Source organism: Streptomyces sp. NPDC059718, assembly GCF_042733315.1.
Taxonomy (GTDB): Bacteria; Actinomycetota; Actinomycetes; order Streptomycetales; family Streptomycetaceae; genus Actinacidiphila.
On record NZ_JBHWGA010000014.1, the window covers coordinates 116,919 to 130,952 of the forward strand.

The window sequence follows — 14,034 nt, forward strand, 5'->3', positions numbered from 1 at the left end:
GAACAAGTAGCACCGGTCGGTAACCGACGCGAGGTGACGCCCCCATGTCCGCAGCATCCGCCCGCCCCACCGTTTCCGAACGCGAAGCGCGCCAGGTCGCAGAGGCCGCCCGCGAACAGGAATGGCGAAAGCCGAGCTTCGCCAAGGAACTGTTCCTGGGCCGCTTCCGGCTCGACCTGATCCATCCCCACCCCACACCGTCGACCGAGCAGGTCCAGCGCGGCGAGGAGTTCCTGGCCAAGCTGCGCGACTTCGTCGAGACGAAGGTGGACGGGGCCCTGATCGAGCGTGAGGCGAGGATCCCCGACGAGGTCATCACCGGGCTGAAGGAGCTCGGTGCCCTCGGCATGAAGATCGACCCCAAGTACGGCGGCCTCGGCCTCACCCAGGTGTACTACAACAAGGCGCTGGCCCTCGTGGGCTCCGCCAGCCCCGCCATCGGCGTGCTGCTCTCCGCGCACCAGTCGATCGGCGTGCCCCAGCCGCTGAAGATGTTCGGGACCCCGGAGCAGAAGGAGCGGTTCCTGCCGCGCTGCGCCCGCACCGACATCTCGGCCTTCCTGCTCACCGAGCCCGACGTGGGGTCCGACCCCGCGCGCCTGGCGACCACGGCCGTGCCCGACGGGGACTCCTACGTCCTCGACGGCGTGAAGCTGTGGACGACCAACGGCGTCGTCGCCGACCTGCTGGTCGTCATGGCGCGGGTGCCGAAGAGCGAGGGCCACAAGGGCGGTATCACCGCCTTCGTCGTCGAGGCCGGCTCCGAGGGCATCACCGTCGAGAACCGCAACTCCTTCATGGGGCTGCGCGGCATCGAGAACGGCGTCACCCGCTTCCACCAGGTACGCGTCCCCGCCGAGAACCGCATCGGCCCCGAGGGCGCCGGGCTGAAGATCGCCCTCACCACCCTCAACACCGGCCGCCTCTCGCTGCCCGCGTCCTGCGTCGCGGCCGGCAAGTGGTGTCTGAAGATCGCCCGTGAGTGGTCGGCCGCCCGCGAGCAGTGGGGCAGGCCGGTCGCCCGCCACGAGGCCGTCGGCGCGAAGATCTCCTTCATCGCGGCGACCACCTTCGCCCTCGAGGCCGTCATGGAGCTGTCCAGCCAGATGGCCGACGAGGACCGCAACGACATCCGCATCGAGGGCGCGCTGGCCAAGCTCATCGCCTCCGAGATGAGCTGGACCATGGCCGACGAACTGGTCCAGATCCGCGGCGGCCGAGGCTTCGAGACCGCCGCGTCCCTCGCCGCCCGCGGCGAACGGGGCGTCCCGGCCGAGCAGTTGCTGCGCGATCTGCGGATCAACCGGATCTTCGAGGGCTCCACGGAGATCATGCACCTGCTGATCGCCCGCGAGGCCGTCGACGCCCACCTGTCGGTCGCCGGGGACCTCATCGACCCCGACAAGGCGCTCGGCGACAAGGCCAAGGCCGGCATGAAGGCCGGCGGCTTCTACGCCCGCTGGCTGCCGAAGCTGGTGGCCGGCCCCGGACAGATCCCCGGCGCGTACTCCGCGTTCCACCCGGCTGGCCACCCCGACCTCGCCGCCCACCTGCGCTACGTCGAACGGGGCGCCCGCAAGCTCGCCCGCTCCACCTTCTACGCCATGTCGCGCTGGCAGGGCCGGATGGAGACCAAGCAGGGCTTCCTGGGCCGCGTCGTCGACATCGGCGCCGAACTGTTCGCCATGAGCGCCGCCTGCGTCCGCGCCGAGATGCTCCGCACCCGGGGCGAGAACGGGCGCGAGGCCTACCAGCTCGCCGACGCCTTCTGCCGCCAGTCGCGGATCCGCGTCGAGGAACTCTTCGGCCGCCTGTGGACGAACACCGACGCCATCGACCGCAAGGTCGTCGACGGGGTCCTCGGCGGCGCCTACACCTGGCTGGAGTCCGGCATCGTCGACCCCTCCAGCGACGGCCCGTGGATCGCCGACACCACCCCGGGCGCCTCGCACAAGGAGAACGTCCACCGGCCGATCCGCTGACCGGACCGGGGACGCGTCCCCCGCGCACAGGGCACCGCCTTCCCGGAGGCGGTGCCCCCGCCGTGCCGGCGACCGGACACAATGGGGGGATGACGGACTCTCTCGCCGACCCGCACCTGCGGCTGCCCGGACCGGACGCGGCCACCGCCGCCCACGACGGCCCCCGCACCATCGTGATCCTGGGTTCGACCGGATCGATCGGCACCCAGGCCATCGACGTCGTCCTGCGCAACCCCGACCGCTTCCGGGTGGTGGCCCTGTCCGCCGCCGGCGGCCGGGTCGGGCTCCTCGCCGACCAGGCGCGGCAGCTGGCCGTCTCCGCGGTCGCCGTCGCGGACGTGAACGCGGAAGGCCCGCTGCGGGAGGCGCTGGCCGAGCGCTACGGCACCGAGCCCCTGCCGGAGGTCCTGGTCGGCCCGGAAGCCGCGACCGAGCTGGCCGGCCGGCCGTGCCACTCCGTCCTCAACGGCATCACCGGCTCGATCGGGCTGCGCCCGACGCTGGCCGCCCTGGAGGCGGGGCGGATCCTGATCCTCGCCAACAAGGAGTCGCTGATCGTCGGCGGCCCCCTGGTGAAGGCCGTGGCCAAGCCGGGGCAGATCGTGCCCGTCGACTCCGAGCACTCCGCGCTCTTCCAGGCCCTCATGGGGGGCTCCCGCGCCGAAGTGCGCAAGCTCGTCGTGACCGCCTCCGGAGGCCCCTTCCGCGGCCGTGACAAGGAGGAGCTGGCCGGGGTCACCCCCGAGCAGGCGCTGGCCCACCCCACCTGGGACATGGGCCCGGTGGTGACGATCAACTCGGCCACCCTGGTGAACAAGGGCCTGGAGGTCATCGAGGCCCACCTGCTCTTCGACATTCCCTTCGACCGCATTGAGGTCGTCGTCCACCCGCAGTCGTATATCCACTCGATGGTGGAATTCACCGACGGCTCCACGCTGGCCCAGGTCAGCCCGCCCGACATGCGGATGCCGATCTCGCTGGGCCTCGGCTGGCCCGAGCGGGTGCCGGACGCCGCGCCCGGGTGCGACTGGACGAAGGCGGCCACGTGGACCTTCTTCCCGCTGGACGACGAGGCGTTCCCGGCGGTGGCGCTCGCCCGCCGCGTCGGTAGCCTCGGGGGTACCGCCCCCGCGGTGTTCAACGCGGCCAACGAGGAGTGCGTGGCCGCGTTCCTCGCGGGCACGCTGCCCTTCACGGGCATCGTGGACACCGTCGCACGGGTGGTCGAGGAGCACGGCACCCCCGCGGAGGGAACCTCCCTGACCGTGGAGGACGTCCTCGAGGCGGAGAACTGGGCGCGGGCCCGCGCCCGGGAACTGGCTGCGGAACAGGCGACAACGGAGGCGGCACACGTATGACGGGACTCATGTGGGCACTGGGGATCGCCGTCTTCGCGGTCGGCCTCCTGGTCTCCATCGCCTGGCACGAGCTCGGCCACCTCTCCACGGCCAAGCTGTTCAAGATCCGCGTGCCGCAGTACATGGTCGGCTTCGGGCCGACCGTCTGGTCCCGCCACAAGGGTGAGACCGAGTACGGCATCAAGGCGATCCCGCTGGGCGGCTACATCCGCATGATCGGCATGTTCCCGCCCGGCGACGACGGCCGGGTGGCCGCCCGGTCCACCTCGCCCTTCCGGGGCATGATCGAGGACGCCCGCTCCGCGGCGTACGAGGAGCTGAAGCCCGGCGACGAGACCCGGATGTTCTACACGCGCAAGCCCTGGAAGCGCGTGATCGTCATGTTCGCCGGCCCCTTCATGAACCTGATCCTGGCCTTCGGGCTCTTCCTGACGGTCCTCATGGGCTTCGGCCTGCAGATGCAGACCACCACGGTCGGCGTGGTCTCGGACTGCGTCATCGAGCAGTCCGACACGGCCGCGCTCAAGGCCAAGGACCCCTGCGCGACCAAGAAGTACCCCGAGACCCCGGCCAAGAAGGCCGGCCTGAAGGCGGGCGACCAGATCGTCGCCTTCAACGGCGTCCGCGTCGACGACAGCGAGTGGTCCGTCCTCCAGCAGGAGATCCGCAAGACCACCGGGCCCGCCACCGTCACCGTGCTCCGCGACGGGAAGACCGTCGACCTGCGCGCCGACCTGGTCGAGAACAAGGTCGCCAAGACCGACGGCAACGGCGGCTACGCCGAGGGCCAGTACGTCACCGCCGGCTTCCTCGGATTCACCCCGGCCAGCGGCGTGATCCGGCTGGACTTCGCCCAGTCCCTCGACCGCATGGGCGACATGGCCCAGAGCGGCGTCGAGTCCCTGGCGGCCCTGCCCTCCAAGGTCCCCGACCTGTGGAACGCCGTCTTCAACGGCGCGGAGCGGAAGCAGGACTCCCCGGTCGGCATGATCGGCGCCGCCCGCATCGGCGGCGAGGTCTTCGCGATGGACATCCCGGCGACCTGGCGGCTGGCGTTCTTCCTCAACCTGCTGGCCGGCATCAACCTCTCGCTCTTCCTGTTCAACATGCTCCCGCTGCTGCCGCTCGACGGCGGTCACATCGCGGGCGCGCTGTGGGAGTCCGTCCGCCGTACCGTCGCCCGGATCTTCCGGCGGCCCGACCCCGGACCCTTCGACGTGGCGAAGCTGATGCCCGTCGCCTACGTGGTCGCCGGCATCTTCATCTGCTTCACGGCGCTGGTCATGGCCGCCGATCTCATCAATCCGGTGCGTTTGACCTAGGCGCGATGTCGGAGGCGTGGGTGGGGTGACGTAGTCTCGTTCAACGGAGCCCGCCCACGCCGCCGGGACCTCGATCCGCGTACTTTGGGGATGCCACGCACATGACCGCGATTTCGCTCGGGATGCCGTCCGTTCCGATCAAGCTCGCCGACCGACGCAAGAGCCGCCAGATCCAGGTCGGATCGGTCGCGGTCGGCGGCGACGCCCCGGTCTCCGTCCAGTCCATGACCACGACCGTCACGGCCGACATCGGCGCCACGCTGCAGCAGATCGCCGAGCTCACCGCGTCCGGCTGCCAGATCGTCCGGGTCGCCTGCCCCTCGCAGGACGACGCCGACGCCCTCGCCACCATCGCGAGGAAGTCGCAGATCCCGGTGATCGCGGACATCCACTTCCAGCCGAAGTACGTGTTCGCGGCGATCGACGCGGGCTGTGCGGCGGTGCGGGTGAACCCGGGCAACATCCGGCAGTTCGACGACAAGGTGAAGGAGATCGCCAAGGCGGCCTCCGACGCCGGCACCCCGATCCGGATCGGGGTGAACGCCGGGTCGCTGGACAGGCGCCTGCTGGAGAAGTACGGCAAGGCCACCCCGGAGGCGCTGGTGGAGTCGGCGCTGTGGGAGTGCTCGCTGTTCGAGGAGCACGGTTTCCGGGACATCAAGATCTCGGTGAAGCACAACGACCCGGTGGTGATGGTCAACGCGTACCGCCTGCTGGCGGCGCAGTGCGACTATCCGCTGCACCTGGGGGTGACCGAGGCGGGTCCGGCGTTCCAGGGCACGATCAAGTCGGCGGTGGCGTTCGGCGCGCTGCTGAGCGAGGGCATCGGGGACACGATCCGGGTGTCGTTGTCGGCTCCTCCGGCGGAGGAGGTCAAGGTCGGCATCCAGATCCTGGAGTCGCTGAACCTGCGGCAGCGGCGGCTGGAGATCGTCTCGTGCCCGTCGTGCGGTCGTGCGCAGGTGGACGTGTACAAGCTGGCGGACCAGGTGACGGCGGGTCTCGAGGGCATGGAGGTGCCGCTGCGGGTGGCGGTGATGGGCTGTGTCGTCAACGGTCCGGGTGAGGCGCGCGAGGCGGACCTGGGGGTGGCCTCGGGCAACGGCAAGGGGCAGATCTTCGTCAAGGGCGAGGTCATCAAGACCGTGCCGGAGTCGAAGATCGTGGAGACCCTCATCGAGGAGGCCATGAAGCTCGCCGAGCAGATGGAGGCCGACGGCATCGCCTCCGGCGAGCCCTCCGTCTCCGTCAGCTGACCCACCATCCCCTCCCGCGTCCCGGGCCCCCGCGGTCCGGGATACGGGCGGGCACGGGCGGAACACACGTTCCCGAGGTAAGGTTCGGGGACTTCCCCCGACCGCTGCGGCCCGTACGGTGAGGCGCCCCACGTGTTGACGACCACGACGACCAAGGTCATGGAGCCAGGCGAACTCGACGCCGCCCTCGCGGTGCTCGACCGTGATCCGGTGTCCAACGCGTTCGTCGCCTCCCGGGTCGCCGTCGCCGGACTCGACCCCTGGCGCCTCGGCGGCGAGATGTGGGGCTGGTACTCCGGAGGCCGCGTCGAAGCGCTCTGCTACGCCGGCGCCAACCTCGTCCCGATCTGCGCCGGCCCCGAGGCCGTGCGCGCCTTCGCCGAGCGGGCGCTGCGCGCCGGACGCCGCTGCTCCTCCATCGTCGGCCCCACCGCCCCCACCTCCGCGCTGTGGTCGCTGCTCGAACCCAGCTGGGGCCCGGCCCGCGAGGTCCGCTCCCACCAGCCGCTGATGGTCACCCGCGCGCTGCCCGCGCAGGTCGAGCCCGACCCGTACGTGCGGCGGGTCCGGCGCGACGAGATGGACGTGATCATGCCGGCCTGCGTCGCCATGTTCACCGAGGAGGTCGGCGTCTCCCCGCTCGCCGGCGACGGCGGACTGCTCTACCAGGCCCGCGTCGCCGAACTCGTCGGCGCCGGCCGCGCGTTCGCCCGCATCGAGGACGGCAGGGTCGTCTTCAAGGCGGAGATCGGAGCCGTCACCCGGCACGCCTGCCAGATCCAGGGCGTCTGGGTCGCCCCCGAGTACCGCGGCCGCCGCCTGTCCGAGACCGGCATGGCCGCCGTCCTGCACTACGCGCTGCGCGACGTGGCCCCCGTGGCCAGTCTCTACGTCAACGACTTCAACGCGCCCGCCCGGGCCGCGTACCGCCGGGTGGGCTTCACCGAGGTCGGCGCCTTCATGAGCGTCCTGTTCTAGTAGTGTCGCCGCCCATGGAGGACGTGGCGGTCGAGCCGATCGACCTGGCGGCACGGGTGGACGAGGCACTGGCCGTCCAGGCGGTCGCCTTCGGGCTGGGCGCGGAGGAGGTCGCCATCCGCCGGCAGATCGTGCTGCGGCACCTGTGCTTCCCCGGTGTCCGCGCGCTCGGCGCGCTCACCCCCGACGGGCGGCTCGCCGGCTTCGTGTACGGCATGCCCAACAGCCGGATCCACTGGTGGTCCACGGTCGTCGAGCCCTACCTGCGGCGCACCGGCACCGACGAGTGGCTCGACGACTCCTTCACCATCACCGAGCTGCACGTCCACCCCGAATTCCAGGGCCGCGGCATCGGGCGCGCCCTCATCACCACCATCACCGACGGCGCCGACGAGCCCCGCAGCATCCTGTCCGCCATCGACACCGAGAGCCGGGCCCGGCGGCTCTACCGCGCCCTCGGCTACACCGATCTGGCCCGGCCCGTGCACTTCCCCAGCGCGGCCAGCCCGTACGCCGTCATGGGCGCCCGCCTGCCCCTCGTGCGATAACGCGTTTCCGGGAGCGCGCCACGGCTCGATATCCTCGGCGCAACGGTACGAAACCCCCTGGAGAGCCCCCATGGTCCTGCGCATGTCCCGGCTGATGCTCAAGACGCTGCGCGACGACCCGGCCGACGCCGAGACCGCGAGCCACAAGCTGCTGGTCCGGGCCGGATACGTCCGCCGCTCATCGGCGGGGGTGTGGACCTGGCTGCCGCTCGGCAAGCGGGTGCTGGAGAACGTCGCACGCGTCGTCCGCGAGGAGATGGACGCCATCGGCGGCCAGGAGGTCCTGCTGCCCGCGCTGCTCCCGCGGGAGAACTACGAGCTCACCGGGCGCGCCGGCGAGTACGGCGACCTGCTCTTCCAGCTCCGCGACCGCAAGGGCGCGGACTACGTGCTCGGGCCCACGCACGAGGAGATCTTCACCCAGGTCGTCAAGGACCAGTGCGCGTCCTACAAGGACCTGCCGGTGATCCTCTACCAGATCCAGACCAAGTACCGCGACGAGGCCCGGCCCCGGTCCGGCGTGCTGCGCGGCCGCGAGTTCCAGATGAAGGACTCGTACTCCTTCGACACCACCGACGAGGGCCTGGCCGAGGCCTACCGGCTGCACCGCGAGGCCTACATCAAGATCTTCTCGCGGCTCGGCTTCGACTTCCGCATCGTCTCCGCCGTCTCCGGCGCGATGGGGGGCTCGGCCTCCGAGGAGTTCCTCGCCCCCGCCGCGGCCGGTGAGGACACCTTCGTGGACTGCCCCGCGTGCGACTACGCGGCCAACACCGAGGCCGTCACCACCGCGGTGCCCCCGGTCGAGGGCGCGGACCACCCGGCCCTCGAGGAGGTGGACACCCCCGACACCCCCACCATCGAGACCCTCGCGGCGCACCTGGGGGTGCCGGCCTCGGCGACCCTGAAGAACCTGCTGGTCAAGGTCGACGGCGAGATCGTCGCCGTCGGCGTCCCCGGCGACCGTGAGGTCGACCTCGGCAAGCTCGCCGAGCACCTCGCCCCCGCCGAGGTCGAACTCGTCACCGCCGAGGACTTCACCGGCCGCCCCGACCTCGTCCGCGGCTACGTCGGCCCGCAGGGCCTCACCGGCGTCCGCTACCTCGCCGACCCCCGCGTCGCCCCCGGCACCGCCTGGGTCACCGGCGCCAACAAGCCCGACACGCACGCCCGCAACGTCGTCTGCGGCCGCGACTTCGAGGTCGACGAGTACCTCGACGTCGTCACCGTCGAGCCCGGCGACCCCTGCCCGCGCTGCGGCGCCGGCCTCAAGCTGGACCGGGCCATCGAGATCGGCCACATCTTCCAGCTCGGCCGCAAGTACGCCGACGCCTTCGAGCTCGACGTCCTCGGCCAGAACGGCAAGCCGGTCCGGGTCACCATGGGCTCCTACGGCATCGGCGTCTCCCGCGCCGTCGCCGCGCTCGCCGAGCAGACCGCCGACGGGCAGGGCCTGTGCTGGCCGCGCGAGGTCGCCCCGGCGGACGTCCACGTCGTGGCGGCCGGCAAGGCGCTGCAGACGGAACTGGCCCTCGAGGTCGCGGAGAAGCTGCACGCAGCCGGGGTCAGGGTCATCGTCGACGACCGCGCGGGCGTCTCGCCGGGCGTGAAGTTCACCGACGCGGAGCTGCTCGGGGTGCCGACGATCCTCATCGTGGGGCGCGGCGCCGGGGACGGGGTCGTCGAGGTCAAGGACCGCCGCACCGGGGAGCGCGAGGAGTTGTCCGTCGCGGACGCGGTCTCCCGCGTATCCGCGTAGCGTATCCGCGGGGTGCCGCTTGCGGCCGGTTGTCGTGTGCGGGTCGTTTGCGCCTGCGGCGGGCGGTTTCCCCGCCGCCCGCCCGATTGCCCGGCGCGGTCAGTGACCGCCTCGCTCGGTCGTCGTGGGGTCGGTGCCGCGCCGGGGTACGCCCCCAGCCTTCGGCCGGGGGGACCCCCACCTCGGCGCTCGCGGCGCTGCCCCAGGTCATTTGGCACCGCGCCCACCGCTCGTCGCCTGCGGGGGCACCCCGCCACACCCCCTCCCGATGTGTGGGCGCGTGACGGCCGGTGGGGGTTCAGAAAGGCACTTGCGGCGACCCCAGACCGCCTTTGCACCCCCCACTGGCCGTTGGTCGCCGCACGATACGGAGGGGGCGGGGGAGTTGGGGGCACCCCCGGCCGAAGGCTGGGGGAGGGTGGGCGTTCTGGACGCTGACGTGTATTTGTTGTGCGGCATCCGGGGTCCGACCTGGACCGCCCGTCATGCACATAAATATGCGGTCCAGAATGCCCAGCCCCGGAGGCCCCGCCCCCGGCCCACCACGCACGCGCGAGGCCCGCACCAATCGTGCCGGATGGGGGTCCCCCCGGCCGAAGGCTGGGGGAGGGCGGGCGGGCGGGGGATGCCCGCCGCAGGCGCAAACAACCCGCACACGACAACGGGCCGCAAGGGGTACCCCGGGCAACAACTAAAGCCAGGCCGCGAACTCCAGCAGCAGTTCCCCGCCCTGACGGTCGCCCACGGAGAACGCCCACACGCCCGCCTCGACCGCCCGGAACAGGGCCCAGCCGCGGACGCGGTCCCGGTCGACCTCGAGGGAGTCGGAGAGCTTGGCGACCCTCCGCCGGGCCGCGGACTGCGACCCCGGCGTGGCGACCAGCGTCTCGAGGCGGTCACGGACGAGCCAGGCCAGGTCGTACGCGGGCTCGCCCGCGACCGGCTTGGGGTCGATGGCCAGCCACGGCGCGCGGTCCGCGGCGAGCACGTTCCCGTGGTGGTAGTCGCCGTGCAGCAGCACGGCCTCGCCCGGGGCGGCCGCGCACAGCTCATCGCGGGCCGCGAGGGCCTCGTCGACCAGGGCCCGGGCCTCCTCCGGGACGTAACGCTGCTCGCGCCGCTCCCGCAGCAGTGCCGCCAAGCGCGCCGTGTGCTCGGCGACCGGAACGAAGGGGTGCCCCTCGCCCGGGGGGACCCAGAGCCGCTGCAGGGTGGCGCACGCCTCGAGCATCGCCTTCTGCTCGGGCAGCGAGCGCAGCGACACGTCGCTGTGCAGGCGCTCCAGGAGGAGCGCCCCCGCGTCGGGGTCGGCTCGCAGCAGGCGGACCGCGCCGCGGCCGTCCCAGCGGGCGAGCGCGGCGTGCTCGTGCCGGGTCTCGTCCGTGACGAGGCCGACCTTGAGGGTCGCGGGGGTGTCGTCGGCCTGCCGTACGAGGACGACCATGCTGATCTGGCCGCCGGGGGAGAGCACCCGTTCCGGCCTCAGCTCCCAGCGCGCGAGGTGGTCCGCGACGCGCTCGGGGAGGCCGGCGAGCCAGGCGCGGCCCGCCTCGCCCTCCCAGGCGCTGACCGTGCGGACCAGCCGCTCGGGCGGTTCCAGGTGCTGGGGCTGTGGTGCCGAGGCCATGCGTGGGTACGTCCCTCCTGGTGCTAAACCTTCTCCGCGGCCGTCCGCGCGCGTTCGGCCAGCCCCGGGAAGGCTACGCTGCCCCCGCGCCAGCGCACGGCGCGGACCGCCGCCTCGCGCAGCGCGTCGGCCGCCCCGCGGCGCAGATCGGCGTCGGCGGCGCGCACGAGGTCCGCGTAGACCCCGGCGACCCGGTCCTCCAGTTCCGCGGCGAGACGCACGGCCGCCTTGCCGTCCGGCACGTCGAACGGCAGGGCGTACGCGGGTTCGGCGGCGACGGGTTCGCCGCCGAGGTCGCCGACGGTACGGCGCAGCGAGTCGCGGCGGGCGCGGTGCGCGTCGTACGCCTGCTGGGCCTGCTCGCCGAGTTCGCCGCCGACGCGGGCGCCGACGATGCCGTAGCCGTACACGGCGGCGTGCTCGGCGGAGAGTGCGGCCTGGACGGCCTTGAGCAGCGCTTGCTGTGCCATGGGTCGGGTCAGTGCTCCTTGAGCAGCAGGACGTGCCCGGCGCCGCAGGCGGCCACCGAGGCGAGCAGGCGGGCGAGTTCGGGCGTCGCGTCCAGGAGCGCGGTCGCCCGGGCGTCGGCGAGCGTGCGTTCGGCCGCCGCCAGCGCGGACAACGCGGCTCCGGCCCCCGCGGGGACGGACGGCGAGGCCGACGGCGACGGGGAGGACATCGGCGAGGCCGACGACGAAGGCGCGGCGGACGGTGACGCCGCCCGTGCCGACGTGCCGAACGCCTCGGCGTGGCGGGCCACTTCGGCCCTCAGCGGCCGCAGCCGCTTCGCCAGGTCCGGGTGCGCCGCGACGGTGGCGTCGTACTGCGCGAGCAGTGCCGCGCTGTCCCGGGCGGCCCGCTTGCGCAGCGCCGCGGTCGCGTCGGCGGCCGGCGAACCCTTCGCGGACGTCCCCTCGGGCCGTGTCCCGTCGGAGCAACCGCCGAGCAGTCCGGCGGCGGCCGGCAGGACGAGGGCGGCGCGGACCGCGCGCCGGCGGGGAATGTTGCTGAGCGGCACAGTGCCCCTTCCCGTGATCACCTCACGTGAGGGTACCCGCGCGACGCCCGGGGGCCGTGACGGCGCCCTCCGCTGCGCCGAATCGTCGTTCCGGGGCCTGAACCGATAGGCTTTGGCCCGACACACGACCTTCCACCACAACAGCACACGCGGCCGAGGAGTCACCCGGATGAGCACCACCCAGAGCGAGAGGCTGCGCGGGCTGCTCGAGCCGCTCGTCGTGAAGACGGGGCTCGAACTGGAAGAGGTCAAGGTGACGGCCGCCGGAAACCGGCGGCAGCTCCAGGTGATCGTGGACTCCGACGAGGGTGCACCGCTGGACACGCTCGCGGAGCTGAGCCGGGAGATCTCGCAGGTCCTCGACGACGCCGACGCCATGGGCGGCGCGGCGTACCTGCTGGAGGTCTCCTCGCCGGGCGTGGACCGCCCGCTCACCGAGCCGCGCCACTTCCGCCGCAACGAGGGTCGGCTGGTCAAGCTGACGACGACCGCCGGTGACGAGCTGGTCGCGCGGATCCTCGCGGTCGACGAGGAAGGGCTCGACCTGGAGGTCCCGGGTGTCAAGGGACGCAAGCCCAAGCCCGCCCGTGCCGCCTTCGGCGAGATCGCCAAGGCGCGGGTGGAGATCGAATTCAGTCGCAAGGACCCGGCCGGTGCCGATACTGACGGCGACGAGAGCATGGAGGAGGCGTAGCCGTGGACATCGACATGAGTGCCCTGCGGGGTCTGGTGCGGGAGAAGGAGATCTCCTTCGACCTGCTGGTCGAGGCGATCGAGTCGGCGCTCCTCATCGCGTACCACCGCGAGCCGGGCAGCCGCCGCAACGCGCGCGTGCAGCTCGACCGCACGAACGGGCACGTCACCGTGTGGGCCAAGGAGGACCCGTCGGAGACCCCCGAGGGCGCCGAGCCCAAGGAGTTCGACGACACGCCCAGCGGCTTCGGCCGGATCGCCGCGACCACGGCCAAGCAGGTCATCCTGCAGCGGCTGCGGGACGCGGAGGAGGAGATCACCTTCGGCGAGTACGCCGGCCGCGAGGGCGACATCGTCACCGGCGTGGTCCAGCAGGGCAAGGACCCCAAGAACGTGCTGGTCGACATCGGCAAGCTCGAGGCGATCCTGCCCGTGCAGGAGCAGGTGCCCGGTGAGGACTACAAGCACGGCACGCGCCTTCGCTCGTACGTCGTCCGGGTGGCCAAGGGTGTGCGCGGTCCGTCCGTGACGCTCTCGCGCACCCACCCCAACCTGGTGAAGAAGCTCTTCGCGCTGGAGGTCCCGGAGATCGCGGACGGTTCCGTGGAGATCTCCGCGATCGCCCGCGAGGCCGGTCACCGTACGAAGATCGCGGTCCGTTCCGGCCGCTCCGGGCTGAACGCCAAGGGCGCCTGCATCGGCCCGATGGGCGCCCGGGTGCGCGCCGTGATGGCGGAGCTGAACGGCGAGAAGATCGACATCGTCGACTGGTCGGACGACCCGGCGGAGATGGTCGCCAACGCCCTGTCACCCGCCCGGGTGAGCAAGGTGGAGATCGTCGACATGGCCGCCCGCTCCGCGCGGGTGACCGTGCCGGACTACCAGCTGTCGCTGGCGATCGGCAAGGAAGGGCAGAACGCCCGCCTGGCCGCACGGCTCACGGGCTGGCGGATCGACATCCGGCCCGACACCGAGCTCGCCGAGCAGTAGCACCGGCGGGTAACCGAGGAACGACCGTGCGTCGAATAACCCGGAGGGGTGAGGTCGGCGCGGGGAGGTAGACTAAGGATGTCTGGCCGGACGCATGACCCAGCACGCCCGGAGCGTACGTGCATCGGGTGCAGGGAGCGGGCGGCCAAGCGAGATCTGCTGCGTGTGGCGGTGGTCGGGGAATTCTGTGTTCCCGATCTTCGCGGTACGCTGCCCGGTCGGGGTGCGTATGTGCATCCCGACACCGTCTGTCTCGACCTGGCGGTCCGCCGCCGGGCGTTCCCGCGGGCCTTCCGGGCCCGGGGACCGCTGGACACCGCGGACCTCCGTGGCTACGTCGAGCAGGCACACCGTGAGTAGGCAGGAAGACCGTACGGGCGACCGTGCGGCCAGGTACCCCGCGAGTTGGAAGTAGGTCGAGATTGCGATGAGCACTCGATGAGCACGCGATGAGTACGCCCATGAAGTAGCGACGGTCCGGCGGACGACCACCCCGGACCTCA

Annotated in this window: 13 protein-coding genes; 10 read left to right on the forward strand and 3 right to left on the reverse strand. The window is 72.1% G+C overall.

What is annotated here, in order from left to right; all coding sequences use genetic code 11:
• The first annotated feature begins 44 nt into the window (after positions 1-44).
• The 7 genes from ACFV3E_RS18140 (at position 45) to ACFV3E_RS18170 (ending at position 9,203) form a co-directional block, all read left to right on the forward strand.
• Complete coding sequence (locus ACFV3E_RS18140; RefSeq protein WP_500535521.1) at positions 45-1,982, forward strand: acyl-CoA dehydrogenase family protein; 1,938 nt, start codon at positions 45-47, stop codon at positions 1,980-1,982.
• An 89-nt stretch (positions 1,983-2,071) separates the two neighbouring features.
• Positions 2,072-3,340 carry a 1-deoxy-D-xylulose-5-phosphate reductoisomerase gene (dxr, locus tag ACFV3E_RS18145; protein ID WP_500365925.1) on the forward strand — a complete coding sequence of 423 codons (1,269 nt, stop codon included), beginning with the start codon at positions 2,072-2,074 and terminating at the stop codon, positions 3,338-3,340.
• Positions 3,337-4,662, forward strand: a complete 1,326-nt coding sequence (locus ACFV3E_RS18150) for a M50 family metallopeptidase (RefSeq protein WP_500535522.1) — start codon at positions 3,337-3,339, stop codon at positions 4,660-4,662. Before dxr ends, ACFV3E_RS18150 begins: the two co-directional genes overlap by 4 nt.
• 101 nt (positions 4,663-4,763) lie before the next feature.
• Positions 4,764-5,918: a flavodoxin-dependent (E)-4-hydroxy-3-methylbut-2-enyl-diphosphate synthase gene (ispG, locus tag ACFV3E_RS18155; RefSeq protein ID WP_360911293.1), complete on the forward strand. Its 1,155-nt coding sequence runs from the start codon at positions 4,764-4,766 to the stop codon at positions 5,916-5,918.
• Between the two features lie 132 nt (positions 5,919-6,050).
• Positions 6,051-6,896, forward strand: coding sequence for a GNAT family N-acetyltransferase (locus tag ACFV3E_RS18160; RefSeq protein WP_499514304.1), 846 nt, complete (start codon positions 6,051-6,053; stop codon positions 6,894-6,896).
• A 14-nt stretch (positions 6,897-6,910) separates the two neighbouring features.
• The gene (locus ACFV3E_RS18165; RefSeq protein WP_500535523.1) at positions 6,911-7,444 is read left to right on the forward strand and encodes a GNAT family N-acetyltransferase; all 534 of its coding nucleotides are present in this window, start codon (positions 6,911-6,913) and stop codon (positions 7,442-7,444) included.
• Between the two features lie 70 nt (positions 7,445-7,514).
• The gene (locus ACFV3E_RS18170; protein WP_500535524.1) at positions 7,515-9,203 is read left to right on the forward strand and encodes a proline--tRNA ligase; all 1,689 of its coding nucleotides are present in this window, start codon (positions 7,515-7,517) and stop codon (positions 9,201-9,203) included.
• A gap of 691 nt (positions 9,204-9,894) precedes the next feature.
• Here the strand turns inward: ACFV3E_RS18170 and ACFV3E_RS18175 are convergent.
• From ACFV3E_RS18175 to ACFV3E_RS18185, 3 genes are read right to left on the reverse strand one after another with little or no spacing between them, the layout of a single operon-like run.
• Positions 9,895-10,830: an aminoglycoside phosphotransferase family protein gene (locus tag ACFV3E_RS18175; RefSeq protein WP_500535525.1), complete on the reverse strand. Its 936-nt coding sequence runs from the start codon at positions 10,828-10,830 to the stop codon at positions 9,895-9,897.
• Positions 10,831-10,853: 23 nt separating this feature from the next.
• The gene (locus ACFV3E_RS18180; protein WP_499514308.1) at positions 10,854-11,300 is read right to left on the reverse strand and encodes a ferritin-like domain-containing protein; all 447 of its coding nucleotides are present in this window, start codon (positions 11,298-11,300) and stop codon (positions 10,854-10,856) included.
• Positions 11,301-11,308: 8 nt separating this feature from the next.
• Complete coding sequence (locus tag ACFV3E_RS18185; protein ID WP_500535526.1) at positions 11,309-11,869, reverse strand: hypothetical protein; 561 nt, start codon at positions 11,867-11,869, stop codon at positions 11,309-11,311.
• A gap of 148 nt (positions 11,870-12,017) precedes the next feature.
• Between ACFV3E_RS18185 and rimP the strand changes: the two genes are divergently transcribed.
• The 3 genes from rimP to ACFV3E_RS18200 all read left to right on the forward strand — a co-directional run bounded on the left by rimP (position 12,018) and on the right by ACFV3E_RS18200 (position 13,891).
• Positions 12,018-12,542, forward strand: a complete 525-nt coding sequence (gene rimP, locus ACFV3E_RS18190) for a ribosome maturation factor RimP (protein WP_500365913.1) — start codon at positions 12,018-12,020, stop codon at positions 12,540-12,542.
• A gap of 2 nt (positions 12,543-12,544) precedes the next feature.
• On the forward strand, positions 12,545-13,531 hold the full coding sequence (gene nusA, locus ACFV3E_RS18195; RefSeq protein WP_500365911.1) for a transcription termination factor NusA: 987 nt from the start codon (positions 12,545-12,547) through the stop codon (positions 13,529-13,531).
• A 78-nt stretch (positions 13,532-13,609) separates the two neighbouring features.
• Positions 13,610-13,891 carry a YlxR family protein gene (locus tag ACFV3E_RS18200; RefSeq protein ID WP_500325787.1) on the forward strand — a complete coding sequence of 94 codons (282 nt, stop codon included), beginning with the start codon at positions 13,610-13,612 and terminating at the stop codon, positions 13,889-13,891.
• The last annotated feature ends 143 nt before the right edge of the window (positions 13,892-14,034 follow it).

Coding starts and splice junctions, on each gene's coding strand:
- ACFV3E_RS18140 (WP_500535521.1), top strand. CDS start 45: ATGTCCGCAGCATCCGCCCGCCCCACCGTTTCCGAACGCGAAGCGCGC.
- dxr (WP_500365925.1), top strand. CDS start 2,072: ATGACGGACTCTCTCGCCGACCCGCACCTGCGGCTGCCCGGACCGGAC.
- ACFV3E_RS18150 (WP_500535522.1), top strand. CDS start 3,337: ATGACGGGACTCATGTGGGCACTGGGGATCGCCGTCTTCGCGGTCGGC.
- ispG (WP_360911293.1), top strand. CDS start 4,764: ATGACCGCGATTTCGCTCGGGATGCCGTCCGTTCCGATCAAGCTCGCC.
- ACFV3E_RS18165 (WP_500535523.1), top strand. CDS start 6,911: ATGGAGGACGTGGCGGTCGAGCCGATCGACCTGGCGGCACGGGTGGAC.
- ACFV3E_RS18170 (WP_500535524.1), top strand. CDS start 7,515: ATGGTCCTGCGCATGTCCCGGCTGATGCTCAAGACGCTGCGCGACGAC.
- ACFV3E_RS18175 (WP_500535525.1), bottom strand. CDS start 10,830: ATGGCCTCGGCACCACAGCCCCAGCACCTGGAACCGCCCGAGCGGCTG.
- ACFV3E_RS18180 (WP_499514308.1), bottom strand. CDS start 11,300: ATGGCACAGCAAGCGCTGCTCAAGGCCGTCCAGGCCGCACTCTCCGCC.
- rimP (WP_500365913.1), top strand. CDS start 12,018: ATGAGCACCACCCAGAGCGAGAGGCTGCGCGGGCTGCTCGAGCCGCTC.
- ACFV3E_RS18200 (WP_500325787.1), top strand. CDS start 13,610: ATGTCTGGCCGGACGCATGACCCAGCACGCCCGGAGCGTACGTGCATC.